This is a genomic window from Aestuariivirga sp. (assembly GCF_046294715.1).
In the GTDB taxonomy this organism is placed as follows: Bacteria; Pseudomonadota; Alphaproteobacteria; order Rhizobiales; family Aestuariivirgaceae; genus Aestuariivirga.
On record NZ_JBKBKI010000010.1, the window covers coordinates 82,747 to 96,654 of the forward strand.

The window sequence follows — 13,908 nt, forward strand, 5'->3', positions numbered from 1 at the left end:
CGGTCAGCTTTCGGGTGGCTGGGCCGCAACTCTCCCCGCTATGCGGCGGCCACCATGTCAGGAGCCTTGCCGATGCCACCCACGCAGCACCACATCCACCTTGCGGACTGGGGGCTTCTGCTGCTGCTCTCGATCATTTGGGGCGGCTCCTATCTCTTTGTTGCAATTGCGATAAGGGATCTTTCGCCACTCGTCATCGTGATGGCGCGGGTGGTGATCGCGGCGGCGGCGCTCCTTCCACTCCACCTGCTGCTCATCGGCCCTTTGCCGAAGGGTCGCGCCGCGTGGACGGCAATTGCAGGAATGTCCATTCTAAACAATGTGATACCTTTCACTCTCATCGTCACGGCCAGACCATGATCGCCAGCGGACTCGCCTCCGTGATCAACGCGACGACACCCCTGTTCGGCGTCGCCCTCATAGCCGCAGCCGGGCTCGAGCCGCTGGTGTGGCGCAAAATAGCGGGGATTCTCATAGGGATAGCCGGCGTGGCCGTCCTCAAGGGCGGCACCGTGCTGGGGGCCGGCACGCAGAGCGCGGGCATCCTGCTCTGCCTCGGCGCCGCAGCGAGCTACGGACTCGGCGGCCTGTGGGCCAAGCTGAAGATCAAGGGCGTGGCTCCGCTCAGCATGGCCACGGGTCAGCTGCTCTGTTCCTCCGCCATCATGACCGCCCTCGCCTTCAGCTTCGACAGCCCGGTGCAGCTTCTCGACGCCTCGCCGGCCGCGTGGCTGGCGCTGCTGGGGCTGGCACTCCTTGCTACATCATTGGCATATATACTGTTTTTCAAGGTGGTGGCGCGCTCCGGCGCGGCCAATGTGATGCTGGTGACGATGATGATTCCGGCCTCCGCCATCGCTCTCGGCGTGACCTTGCTGGGCGAGAGGCTGGAGCCGCGCGAGATCGTGGGCGCCCTGGTGATCCTCGTCGCGCTGCTTGTGATCGATGGCAGGCCATTGAAATACTTAAGGTTCCGACACAATCCCGCCTGAGAGCGGCCGCGGTGCCCCGGTGGTGCCGGGGAAGGTGATGGGAAGCCCCCTCCAACTGCGGACGGCAAGATAGGCCCAGGCCTCGGCCTCCATGGAATCGCCGTTGAAGCCCGCCTTTTCCGCTGGAATGACAGGCGCTTGCAGCACCATCCTCAGGTCGCGCATCAAGGTGGGGTTGAGGCGCCCGCCGCCGCAGATCACGTAGAGCTTCGGCGCTTGCGGAACGAGGGCCACGCCGGCAGCGACCGCCTCCGCCGTGAAGCGGGTGAGCGTGGCCGCGCCGTCCTCGACGGAAAGGCCCTCGAGCAACGACGTGTCGAACGTGTTCCGGTCGAGCGATTTCGGTGCGGAAGTTGTAAAAAAGTTGTGTTTGAGTTGTGCGGCAAGTGCATGTGATGCGACGTTGCCGCGGGCGGCGAGTTCTCCGTTCCGGTCATAGGGGGTATCGGTGTAGCGCTCGCACCAGTCGTTCAGGAGGGCGTTGCCGGGACCGGTGTCGAAGGCCACGAGTTCGCCCTCCGCCCCGATCCAGGTCATGTTGGCGACACCGCCGATGTTGACGAAGGCCACTGGCCGCACGTCGAGCCCCGCTGCGAGCGCGCGATGATAGACGGGCACCAACGGCGCCCCCTGCCCTCCCGCCGCGACGTCGGCGGCGCGCATGTCGTAGACCACCGTCAGCCCCGTGTACCGGGCGAGCGCCGGCCCGAGACCCAGCTGCACGGTGAGACCGCGCTCCGGACGGTGAATCACCGTCTGGCCGTGAAAGCCGATGAGATCGATCTCGGAAACGGTCAGCCGCTTCTGGTCGAGAAAGCGCTCCACGGCCTGCGCGTGCCAGTGGGTGAGTTCCCGCTCGGCTTCGGCGAGAATGCCCGGCCGCGCATCCCTCTCCTCGAGCGCGCGCGCGGCGAAGAGCGCATCCTGCAGGAGCGCCTGCTGGTCCGGGCGGTAGGGATAGGTGGCGGAGGGCCCGCGCCGCACCTCGTCCTCGCCGTCGGTGGTGAGCAGCGCCACGTCGATGCCGTCGAGCGAGGTGCCTGACATCAGCCCCAGGGCGTTCAGCGGTTTTGACAGTCCGGGCCTCCGTGGTAAGAGCCCGCAGCCTTCGTGAAAGTCCGATTGCCATGAGCCAGTTCAAGTCCGATTTCCTCAACATACTGTCAGAGCGCGGTTTCATCCACCAGATCTCGGACCCGGAAGGCCTCGACGCCGCTGCCAGGGCCGGCACGATCACGGGCTACATCGGCTTCGACGCCACCGCCGCCTCCCTCCACGCCGGCTCCCTGGTGCAGATCATGATGCTGCGCTGGATGCAGAAGACGGGACACCGGCCCATCGCGCTGATGGGCGGGGGCACCACCAAGATCGGGGACCCCTCCTTCAAGGACGAGTCGCGCAAGCTCCTCAGCGTGGACCAGATCGCCGCCAACCTCGAGGGCATCCGCCAGGTGTTCACCAGGTTCCTGAGCTTCGGCGAGGGGCCGACGGACGCCCGGATGGTGAACAACGCCGACTGGCTCGATCACCTGAACTACATCGACTTCCTGCGGGACTATGGCGTGCACTTCACGATCAACCGCATGCTGAGCTTCGATTCGGTGAAGCTGAGGCTCGACCGCGAGCAGCCACTGACCTTCCTCGAATTCAACTACATGATCCTGCAGGCCTACGACTTCCTCGAACTGTCGCGCCGCCACAACTGCGTGCTGCAGATGGGCGGCTCCGACCAGTGGGGCAATATCGTGAACGGCATCGAGCTCGGCCGCCGCTGCGACCAGAAGCAGCTCTTCGCGCTGACCTCGCCGCTGCTGACCACCTCATCCGGCGCCAAGATGGGCAAGACGGCGGCGGGCGCCATCTGGCTCAACGCCGACATGCTATCACCCTACGACTACTGGCAGTACTGGCGGAACGCCGAGGACGCGGACGTGACGCGCTTCCTCAAACTCTACACCGAACTGCCGCTCGGCGAGATCGAGAGGCTGGGGGCACTCGGCGGGGCCGAGATCAACGAGGCGAAGAAGCTGCTGGCGACCGAGGCCACCGCCATGCTGCACGGTCCTGCCGCCGCCGCGGAAGCCGCCGAGACGGCCCGCCGCACCTTCGAAGAAGGCCAGAGCGCCGCGGGCCTTCCCTCGATCGCGCTCGACCTCGATTCGGGAACAGGACTCCTCGCCGCCTGCGTGGCGGCAGGCTTCGCCACCTCCAACGGCGAAGCGCGCCGCGCCGTTCAGGGCGGCGCCATCCGGGTCAATGACCAGCCCGTCTCCGACGAAAAGATGAAGCTCACCCGCGAGCTGCTGGGCGATGGCGTGATCAAGCTCTCCATGGGCAAGAAGAAGCACGTGCTGGTGAAGCCGGCATAATTCGCGGCACCAGCCCCTCGAGCACCCAATCCCATCTGGGACGGCAGATCGCCGTTTCGGTGACCGTAACGCATGCCCGCCGCGGAACTTTCCATAAGGTTGCGCGTTCTGATCTCTAATGGGACTGGCGGAATGCAAGGTCCGTCAGGTCGGAATGGGGGGAGAATGCCTGAGGGGCGAGTGTCGGCTGACTGGCGGGAGCCCGGCAGCACGAGGAACGAAGGCGAGCCCGGTCCGTTCGACCGCCCCGCGGAACGTGCGCTGCTGGACGAGTTCCTTTCGGCTCTTCAGGCTGTTCGTTCCGGAGACTTCTCGGTACGCATGTCTTCGACATTGCCAGGCGTGCATGGAAAGATCGCCGACACTTTCAACGACATCGTCTCCGCCAATCAGAGGATGGCAGAGGAACTCGACCGTGTCGGCCAGGTTGTGGGGCGCGAAGGCCGCATCCGGTCCCGGCTGACGCTCGGCGCCGGCCCGGGCGCCTGGGGAAAGATGGAAAATTCGGTGAACTCCCTCATCGAAGACCTGCTGTGGCCGACGACCGAAGTCACCAGGACCATCGAGGCCGTTGCCCAGGGAAACCTGCTGGTCAGCATGAGGCTCGACGTCGATGGTCGACCGCTTCAGGGCGAATTCCTGCGCTCCGCCAACATCGTCAATACGATGATCAAGCAGCTGGGTGTCTTCACCTCGGAAGTCACGCGCGTGGCGCGCGAAGTCGGAACCGATGGAAAGCTTGGCGGGCAAGCCCAGGTCAGCGAGGTGACGGGCGTCTGGAAGGAACTCACCGAGAGTGTCAACCAGATGGCCAGCAATCTCACGGCCCAGGTGCGCAACATCTCGGAGGTCACCATTGCGGTGGCCCGCGGCGACCTCTCGAAGAAGATCACGGTCGATGTGCGCGGCGAGATCCTGCAGCTCAAGGAAGCCATCAACACGATGGTCGACCAGCTCCGCTCCTTCGCCGCGGAGGTGACGCGCGTGGCGCGCGAGGTCGGAACGGAGGGACGTCTCGGCGGCCAGGCCGTCGTTCCAGGCGTCGCGGGAACCTGGAAAGACCTCACCGACAACGTGAACCTGCTCGCGGCCAACCTGACAACGCAGGTCCGCAACATCGCGGAGGTGACGACGGCGGTCGCGCGCGGTGACTTGTCGCGCAAGATCACCGTGGATGTGAAAGGCGAGATTCTCGAGCTGAAGAACACCATCAACACCATGGTCGACCAGCTCAACGGCTTTGCCTCGGAAGTGACACGCGTCGCCCGGGAAGTGGGAACAGAGGGCCGGCTCGGGGGCCAGGCCGCGGTTCCGGGGGTTGCGGGCACCTGGAAGGATCTGACCGACAACGTCAATTCGATGGCCAGCAACCTCACGGCCCAGGTGCGAAACATCGCAGAGGTCTCGACCGCCATTGCGAGCGGAGACCTGTCCAAGAAAATTACTGTCAACGTGAGCGGTGAAATTCTCCTTCTCAAGGAGACCATCAACACGATGGTGGATCAGCTGAACGGCTTTGCCTCCGAGGTCACCCGCGTCGCGCGCGAAGTCGGAACCGAGGGGCGGCTGGGCGGGCAGGCACATGTCCGGGGCGTTGCGGGAACCTGGAAGGACCTGACGGACAGCGTCAACTCCATGGCCAGCAACCTGACCACCCAGGTCCGGAACATCGCTGAAGTCTCGACCGCCATCGCGAACGGCGATCTTTCCAAGAAGATCGATGTCGACGTCCGAGGCGAGGTTCTCGAGCTCAAGGAAACCATCAACACGATGGTGGATCAGCTCAATGCCTTCGCCGGCGAAGTGACGCGCGTGGCGCGGGAAGTCGGCACCGAGGGCAAGCTCGGCGGGCAGGCGGCGGTGCCAGGCGTCGCGGGCACGTGGAAGGATCTCACCGACAGCGTCAACTCAATGGCCAGCAACCTCACCGGCCAGGTGCGCAACATCGCCGATGTCGCGACGGCGGTGGCCAAGGGCGACCTGTCGAAGAAGATCACCGTCAATGTCAGCGGGGAAATCCTTCAGCTGAAGGAGACGATCAACACGATGGTTGACCAGCTCAACGGCTTTGCCGCGGAGGTCACCCGTGTTGCCCGTGAAGTGGGCACGGATGGAAAGCTTGGCGGACAGGCGCAGGTGCCCGGGGTTGCCGGCACGTGGAAGGACCTGACCGATTCCGTGAACTCCATGGCGGGAAACCTCACCGACCAGGTGCGGAACATTGCCGAAGTGGCGACGGCCATCGCGGGTGGCGACCTGTCGCGAAAGATCACGGTCGACGTGAAGGGCGAGATCCTGCAGCTGAAGCAGACCCTGAACACGATGGTCGACCAGCTCAACCGCTTCGCGGGCGAAGTGACGCGCGTCGCGCGCGAGGTGGGCACGGAAGGAAAGCTCGGCGGACAGGCCCAGGTGCCGGGTGTCGCCGGCACGTGGAAGGACCTCACGGACAACGTGAACTTCATGGCCAGCAACCTCACCGGCCAGGTCCGCAACATCGCAGAGGTGACGACCGCCGTGGCTCGCGGCGACCTGTCGCGCAAGATCACCGTCGACGTCAAGGGCGAGATCCTCGAGCTCAAGAACACCATCAACACGATGGTCGATCAGCTCAACGCATTCGCCTCCGAAGTGACCCGCGTCGCGCGCGAAGTCGGTACCGAAGGAAAGCTCGGCGGACAGGCGCAGGTGCCCGGGGTTGCCGGCACCTGGAAGGACCTCACGGACAACGTGAACTTCATGGCCAGCAATCTGACTGCCCAGGTCCGCAACATCGCCGAGGTTGCCACGGCGATTGCCGGCGGCGATCTCTCGAAGAAGATCACCGTGGACGTGCGTGGCGAGATCCTGCTGCTGAAGGACACGCTGAACACGATGGTGGAGCAGCTGCGTTCCTTCGCGGCCGAGGTCACCCGCGTCGCGCGCGAAGTCGGCACCGAAGGAAAGCTTGGCGGCCAGGCCCAGGTGCCGGGCGTCGGCGGCACCTGGAAGGACCTGACCGACAACGTGAACCTTCTGGCCGCGAATCTGACGACACAGGTGCGCAACATTGCCGAGGTGACGACCGCCGTCGCGCGCGGCGACCTGTCGCGCAAGATCACCGTCGACGTCAAGGGGGAAATCCTCGAGCTCAAGAACACCATCAATACGATGGTCGACCAGCTCAACGCATTCGCCTCCGAGGTCACGCGCGTTGCCCGCGAGGTGGGCACCGAGGGGCTGCTGGGCGGACAGGCCGTCGTTCCGGGCGTCGACGGAACATGGAAGGATCTCACCGACACGGTGAACGTGATGGCGGCAAACCTCACCGAACAGGTGCGCGGCATCGTGAAGGTGGTGACCGCGGTGGCCAACGGAGACCTGAAGCAGAACCTCGCGGTCAAGTCGAAGGGCGAAGTGGCCGCGCTCGCCGAAACCATCAACAACATGACGGAAACCCTGGCCACATTCGCCGAGCAGGTCACGACGGTGGCGCGCGAGGTGGGTGTCGAGGGGCGGCTGGGAGGGCAGGCGCACGTGCCGGGCGCCGCCGGAACCTGGAAGGACCTGACGGGCAACGTGAACCTGCTCGCCGAGAACCTCACCAGCCAGGTGCGCGCCATTGCGGAAGTGACGACCGCGGTGACCAAGGGTGACCTGACGCGGTCGATCCAGGTCGACGCGCGGGGAGAAGTTGCCGAACTGAAGGACTACATCAATACGATGATCGGCAACCTGCGCCTGACCACGGAGCGCAATACGCAGCAGGACTGGCTGAAGACCAATCTGGCCCGCTTCACCAGCATGCTGCAGGGCCAGCGGGATCTCGAGACCGTGGCGACGAACATTCTCTCCGAGCTCGTGCCGCTGGTGAATGCCCATCAGGGCGTGATCTACCGTGTCACCGGAGAGGGCGCGGACCGCAAGCTCAGGCTGCTCGCCAAATATGCCGACGACCACCGCAACGGCTACCCCGCGGAACTGGAGCTCGGGAAGAGCCTCATCGGCCAGACGGCCCTCGAGAAACGTGCCATTCACGTCACGGACATTCCCCCGGACCTGACGCGCATCGGCTCCGTTCTGTTCGATGCGCTTCCCCGGAGCTTCGTCGCCCTGCCTGTCACGTTCGAGGACCAGCCCAAGGCCGTCATCGCGCTTGCCTCTCTGCACAGCTTCGATCCAGCCCACCTGATCTTCTTCGAGCAGCTGACCGACAGCATCGGCATCGTGCTGAACAGCATCGAGGTGACGATGCAGACGGAGTCGCTCCTCACGCAGTCTCAGCAGCTCGCAGGAGTTCTCCAGACGCAGCAGAAGGAACTCCAGCAGACGAACGAGGAACTGGAGCAGAAGGCCTTGCAGCTCGCCGAGCGCAACAGGGAGGTGGAGGCGAAGAACCAGGAAATCGAGCAGGCCCGCCGCGCGCTCGAGGAGAAGGCAGCCGAGCTCTCGCAGACTTCGAAATACAAGTCCGAGTTCCTCGCAAACATGTCGCATGAGCTGCGCACACCGCTGAACAGCATCCTCATCCTGGGTCAGCAGCTCACCGACAACCCCGCCGGCAACCTCACCGAAAAGCAGGTGGAATATGCCCGGACCATCCACGCCGCCGGAACGGACCTGATGAACCTGATCAGCGACATCCTGGATCTCTCCAAGATCGAGTCCGGGACCGTCAGCGTGGATGCCGAGGAACTCGCCATCAATACCCTGATCGAGACGATCTCCCGGCCGTTCCGCCATGAGGCGGACCGCAAGCATCTGTCATTCAGCGTCGACATCGATCCCTACGTGCCGCGCAGCATCGTGACGGATTCGAAGCGGCTGCAGCAGGTTCTGAAAAACCTCCTGTCCAATGCCTTCAAGTTCACGGAGCACGGCGGGGTGCGGCTGCACATCATAGCGCCCGACAACGGCTGGAGCAGCGATCATCCCACCCTCGGCCGCCAGCCGGTCATCGCCTTCGAGGTCACCGACACGGGCATCGGCATAACGCCGGAAAAGCAGAAGATCATCTTCGAGGCGTTCCAGCAGGCAGACGCCAGCACCAGCCGCAAGTACGGTGGAACGGGCCTCGGCCTCGCCATCAGCCGGGAACTGGCCGCGCTGCTTGGCGGAGAGATCCAGCTCAGGAGTACTCCCGGAAAGGGCAGCACCTTCACGCTCTACCTCCCGGTGAAGTATGCCCAGGCGATCCCCGCAGGCGGCAGTTTTGCCCAGGGCATCATGCCGGTCCTGTCCCGCCAGCCTGTTCACGCCCTTCCCGACATGCGCACCGAGCCGTTTCAGGACGACCGCGACTCGCTGCGGCCGGGCGACCTCGTCCTCCTCATCATCGAGGACGATTCCCATTACGCCAGGATCCTCTCCGATCTCGCGCGCGACAGCGGCTTCCAGGTACTCGTCGCGGGAACGGGCGCCGAAGGTCTGGCCCTGGCCAACGACTATCACCCGACGGCGATTTCGCTCGATGTGTTCCTGCCGGACATGCTCGGATGGACGGTCCTCAGCCAGCTCAAGCAGAACCCGGCGACCCGGCATATTCCCGTTCAGGTCCTGACCGCAGAGGAGGACCGGCAGCACGGTCTTTCGCGCGGCGCCTTCTCCTTCATTACGAAGCCGGCGACGGAGGAAGGAATCGTCGCCTCTCTCGAGAAGATCAAGAAGTTCGCCGAGCCCCGCCGCAAGCGGCTTCTCGTGGTCGAGGACGATGCCGGAGATCGCTTCAGCATCACCGAGCTTCTCCATCACGACGACATCGAGATCCAATCGACCGGCAGCGGCCACGCCGCTCTCCAGCTGCTCAGGGAGGCGCCGGCGGACTGTATCGTCCTCGACCTCAAGCTTCCGGACATGTCCGGCTTCGAGGTTCTCGAACGCATCAAGAAGGAATCCGGCCTCGCCGACATTCCCGTCGTGGTCTTCACCGGCCGTGAACTGACTGAACAGGAGGAGGAACGGCTTCACGTCATCGCCAGAAGCATCGTTGTGAAGGGCGTGCAGTCGCCCGAACGCCTGCTCGACGAAACGGCTCTCTTCCTCCACCGTCTGGTGTCGGGCCTGCCCGCCGCGAAGCAGCGGATGCTGGAGCGCCTGCACAGCTCGGATGAAGATCTCGTGGGGAAGTGCGTGATGCTGGTCGACGACGACGCGCGAAACATCTTCGCGCTCTCCAGCGTGCTCGAGCGACGGGGAATGAACGTCCTCACCGCCACGACCGGCAAGGAGGCCATAAGCATGCTCAAGTCCAACCCGGACGTCTCGATCGTCCTCATGGACATCATGATGCCGGAGATGGACGGCTATGAAACCATGCAGGAAATCCGCAAGGACGAGAAGCTCCGCCGGCTGCCGATCATCGCTCTGACGGCCAAGGCGATGAAGGGGGACCGGGAGAAGTGCGTCAGTGCCGGCGCATCGGATTACCTGGCAAAGCCCGTCAACACGGAACAGCTGCTTGCAGCATTGCGGATGTGGCTCCACCGCTGAAATCATGAGCAAGTTCACCCAGTCGCCCGTCAATGTGCTCCTGGTCGACGACCAGCCGGCGAAGCTGCTGAGTTACGAGGTGATACTGGCGGAGCTCGGGGAGAACCTGATTCGCGCCAACTCGGGCCGTGAAGCGCTCGAGGTTCTTCTCAGGAACGAGGTCGCCGTGGTGCTGATCGACGTCTGCATGCCTGAGCTCGACGGCTTCGACCTCGCCAAGATGCTGCGTGAGCACCCCCGTCACGAGCAGACGGCGATCATCTTCGTCTCGGCCATCCAGATGTCGGATTCGGACAGGGTAAAGGGCTATGCCTCGGGCGCCGTGGACTATGTCTCCGTGCCGGTCGTGCCGGAGATCCTGCGGGCCAAGGTCAGGATCTTCGTCGATCTGTTCCGCAAGACGCGCGAGCTGGAGCGTCTCAATTCGGAACTCGAGAGCCGTGTTCATGAACGCACGGCCGCACTGGCGCAGTCGACCGAGCGGCTCAAGGAAAGCGAAGAGCGTCTGCGCCTCGCCAGCGAAGCCGCGGGTTTCGGGACCTATGATTTCCACGGCGACCGGGGCGAAGTCTACTGGTCGGAAAACCTGTGCAGGCTGGTCGGCCACGAGGCGGAGGGGCCGATGCCGCTCGATCAGGCACTGGGCTACATACATCCGGAGTATCGTGACATCGTTCATCGGCACATTCTGGATCCCAGTCCGGACACGGGCCGGCGTGAACTTGAATTCAAGATCCAGCGCCCGGACGGAGACGTGCGCTGGCTCCTGGATCGCGGGCAGACGATCGTTGATCCGGAAGATCATCGGCGGTGGCGTGTCGTCGGGACCATTCTCGACATCACTCCTCGCAAGCTCGCCGAGGACTATCAGCGCGTCCTGAACCAGGAACTCGACCACCGGGTGAAGAATATCCTCGCCAATGTGAGGAGCATGGTGCGCCTGTCGAGCCGCGGCGCGCAATCGCTCGATCAGTTCGTCGAAACGATCGACAGCCGGTTGGAGGCGATGGCGCAGGCGCACGAACTGCTTCGCCAGTCCTCGTGGGGCGCCGTGCTGCTCAGCGATCTCGTGACACGCACGCTCGGCCCCTTCGGCGGCATGCGCGGAGACAATCTGAAAGTCGAAGGGGCGGCCGTGCACATCCTTCCGCAGTTCACGCAGTCGCTCTCGCTTATTCTGCATGAACTGGCGACGAATGCCTCGAAATACGGGGCATGGACTGTTCCGGGAGGCACGGTTGAGCTGAGCTGGCAGAGATTGCCGACGGGGAGCGGGGACATCCGCCTCAGCTGGATCGAACGCGGCGGCCCGAGGCTGACGGCTCCGACCCGCAAGGGCTTCGGCCTGAGATTTCTGGAGCTCATCGTGTCCGGGCTGGGCGCCGGCGGGCGCTGCCAGTTTCTGCCGGGCGGCTTGGAGTATACGCTCGAGGGTCCGATGGCGAATGATCAGTTCTTCGATATGCAGGAGCCCGCCGCAGAGATGCCCGCTGCGAGGCCTTCTGCCGCTCACACCCCTGCACGTGCGAAGAGACTGCGGGTGCTGATCGTCGAGGATGAGCCTATCGTCGCCATGCAGCTGCAGGCCGACCTTGAGGATGCCGGCCACGCCGTCGTCGGTCCGGCGCAGACACTGGCTCAGGGGCTCGCTCTCGCCGATGGCGATATCGACCTGGCTCTCATCGACTTCAGCCTCGGCAAGGATACCAGTTCGCCGATCGCCGACCGCCTGCTGTCGCGCGGAATTCCATTTGCCTTCACCACCGGATACTCCGACGTCACGATCCTGCCGGAGCACCTGCGGAATGCATTGCGGCTCAAGAAGCCCTATCGGGAAGATGAGGTGCTGAGGGTCGTGAGCATTCTCGGGGAAAAGGCCACGGAAACGGCGAGGGTCGGTACGGCAGGCTAGCGCCGTGGAGTGCAGGGGAGAACCGGAACGCCCCGGAAAGAGAGGGCAGGACGCAGTTCTTCTCTCTAGCCCTCGCCCACCCGCTGGAACCACGTATCCTCGTCGATGACCTCGACCCCGTATTTCTCGGCGTCCTTGAGCTTGGAGCCCGCGCCGGGCCCCGCCACCACGAGGTCGGTCTTCTTCGAGACGCTGCCCGAGACCTTGGCGCCGAGGCGTTCGGCCATGGCCTTGGCTTCCTCGCGCGTCATGCGTTCGAGAGCGCCGGTGAAGACCACCGTCTTTCCCGCCACGGGAGAAGTTGTGCTGCGGGCCTCGAGCGGCGTCACCGTCACATGCTTCAGGAGCTCGTCCACTACCTCGCGGTTATGCGGCTCGGCGAAGAACTGCGCCACCGCCTCCGCGACGATCTCGCCGATCCCGTCGATGGCGTTGAGCTCGTTCCAGGCCTCGCCCTCCATGGCCTCGGCGGCGATCATCTGGTCGCGGAAATGCTCGACACTTCCATAGGCCCGCGCCAGGGCCCTTGCCGTGGTTTCGCCGACGTGGCGGATCCCGAGGGCGAAGATGAAGCGGTCGAGCGGCACGCTGCGGCGCGCGTCGATGGCCTCGAAGAGCTTTGCGACACTCGCATCGCCCCAGCCCTCCCGATCCTTCAGGCGCTTCAGCGCCCGCTTGTCCCTCGCTTCCAGCGTGAAGATGTCGTGCGGCCACTGGATGAGCTCGTCGGCATAGAACTCGGCGATGATCTTGTCGCCCAGCCCCTCGATGTCGAGGGCGTTGCGCGAGGCGAAATGCTTGAGCCGCTCGACGCGCTGAGCCGCGCAGATGAGCCCGCCGGTGCAGCGGCGCACCGCATCGAGCTTGCCCGAGGCGCGCTCCTCCCTCACCGCGTGGGAATGGCAGACGGGGCACTCATGCGGGAACTGGTAGGGCCTTGCGCGGGCCGGACGCTTCTCGGGCACGATCCCGAGGATCTGCGGGATCACGTCGCCGGCGCGCTGAACGATCACCGTGTCGCCCTCGCGGATGTCCTTCCGCGCGATCTCGTCCTCGTTGTGGAGGGTGGCGTTGGTGACGACGACGCCGCCCACCGTGACGGGCTTCAGCCGTGCGACGGGCGTCAGCGCGCCGGTGCGGCCCACCTGGATGTCGATCTTCTCCAGCACCGTCATCGCCTTCTCGGCGGAGAACTTGTGAGCGAGCCCCCAGCGCGGACTGCGCGAAACGAAGCCCAGCCGCTGCTGCCAGTCCAGCCGGTTCACCTTGTAGACGACGCCGTCGATGTCATAGCCGAGCTCGGCGCGCTGGCCCTCGATCTTGCGATACTGTTCGAGGAGTTCCTCCACCGATCGGCAGAGCCGCATCAACGGATTGGTGGGAAGGCCCCAGGCGGCGAAGGCCTCGATGACGCCCATCTGCGTCTTCGCCGGAAGTGCGGGGGCCTCGCCCCAGGCATAGGCGAAGAACCTGAGCGGGCGGGAGGCGGTGATCGATGAGTCGAGCTGGCGGAGCGAGCCGGCGGCGGCGTTGCGCGGATTGGCGAAGAGCCGCTCGCCGGCTTGACTCTGTTTCTCATTCAACGCGGCGAAGTCCTTGTGGGACATGTAGATTTCGCCCCGAACCTCAACCAGTTCGGGAGCCTTGGCCGGAAGCCGCTTGGGGACGTCCGCAATGGTCATCACATTGCCTGTGACGTTCTCGCCCTCGTAACCGTCGCCGCGCGTTGCGGCCTGCACGAGCTTGCGTCCCTCGTAGCGGAGCGAGATCGAGAGCCCGTCGATCTTGGGCTCGGCCGTGATCTCCACGGCCTCGCCCTCCGGCAGGTTGAGGAAGCGGCGCACGCGGCCGACGAAGTCGCGCGCGTCCTCCTCCGAAAAGCCGTTGGCCAGCGAGAGCATCGGCACCGCGTGGCGCACCTTGGCGAATTTTTCGGCCACCGCGGCACCCACCCGGCGCGAGGGCGAGTCCTCCCGGATCAGCTCCGGAAAGCGCGCCTCGATCGCCTCGTTGCGCTGACGCAGCGCATCGTATTCGGCGTCCGAGACGATGGGGGCGTCATGCTCGAAATAGGCGCGGTCGTGCCTGGCGATCTCCTTCGCCAGCTCGGCCAGCTCCGCCGCGGCCTCGATGATGGTGAGGTCATCGACGGGGGTGAGCGCCATCT

General features: G+C 64.7%; 7 protein-coding genes. 5 read left to right on the forward strand and 2 right to left on the reverse strand.

From position 1 onward, the window contains the following. Positions 1-72: 72 nt before the first annotated feature. Together ACK4HL_RS09375 and ACK4HL_RS09380 are read left to right on the forward strand one after the other, a co-directional pair. On the forward strand, positions 73-360 hold the full coding sequence (locus ACK4HL_RS09375) for an EamA family transporter (protein ID WP_409759124.1): 288 nt from the start codon (positions 73-75) through the stop codon (positions 358-360). Beyond that, positions 357-992, forward strand: coding sequence for a DMT family transporter (locus ACK4HL_RS09380; protein ID WP_409759127.1), 636 nt, complete (start codon positions 357-359; stop codon positions 990-992). Before ACK4HL_RS09375 ends, ACK4HL_RS09380 begins: the two co-directional genes overlap by 4 nt. Here ACK4HL_RS09380 and ACK4HL_RS09385 read toward each other — a convergent pair. After that, on the reverse strand, positions 966-2,039 hold the full coding sequence (locus ACK4HL_RS09385; RefSeq protein ID WP_409759130.1) for an anhydro-N-acetylmuramic acid kinase: 1,074 nt from the start codon (positions 2,037-2,039) through the stop codon (positions 966-968). The two genes, ACK4HL_RS09380 and ACK4HL_RS09385, sit on opposite strands and share 27 nt — an antisense overlap. Before the next feature lie 80 nt (positions 2,040-2,119). On the opposite strand from ACK4HL_RS09385, the gene tyrS reads away from it, so the two are divergent. The 3 genes from tyrS to ACK4HL_RS09400 all read left to right on the forward strand — a co-directional run bounded on the left by tyrS (position 2,120) and on the right by ACK4HL_RS09400 (position 11,741). Then, positions 2,120-3,361 (forward strand): tyrosine--tRNA ligase, encoded by a 1,242-nt coding sequence (gene tyrS / locus ACK4HL_RS09390; RefSeq protein ID WP_409759133.1) that lies wholly within the window; start codon positions 2,120-2,122, stop codon positions 3,359-3,361. Between the two features lie 165 nt (positions 3,362-3,526). Next, positions 3,527-9,829, forward strand: a complete 6,303-nt coding sequence (locus tag ACK4HL_RS09395) for a HAMP domain-containing protein (protein ID WP_409759136.1) — start codon at positions 3,527-3,529, stop codon at positions 9,827-9,829. Between the two features lie 4 nt (positions 9,830-9,833). After that, on the forward strand, positions 9,834-11,741 hold the full coding sequence (locus ACK4HL_RS09400; RefSeq protein ID WP_409759139.1) for a response regulator: 1,908 nt from the start codon (positions 9,834-9,836) through the stop codon (positions 11,739-11,741). A gap of 65 nt (positions 11,742-11,806) precedes the next feature. Here the strand turns inward: ACK4HL_RS09400 and ligA are convergent, their stop codons facing one another. Continuing rightward, positions 11,807-13,906 (reverse strand): NAD-dependent DNA ligase LigA, encoded by a 2,100-nt coding sequence (gene ligA, locus ACK4HL_RS09405; RefSeq protein ID WP_409759194.1) that lies wholly within the window; start codon positions 13,904-13,906, stop codon positions 11,807-11,809. Between the last annotated feature and the right edge of the window lie 2 nt (positions 13,907-13,908).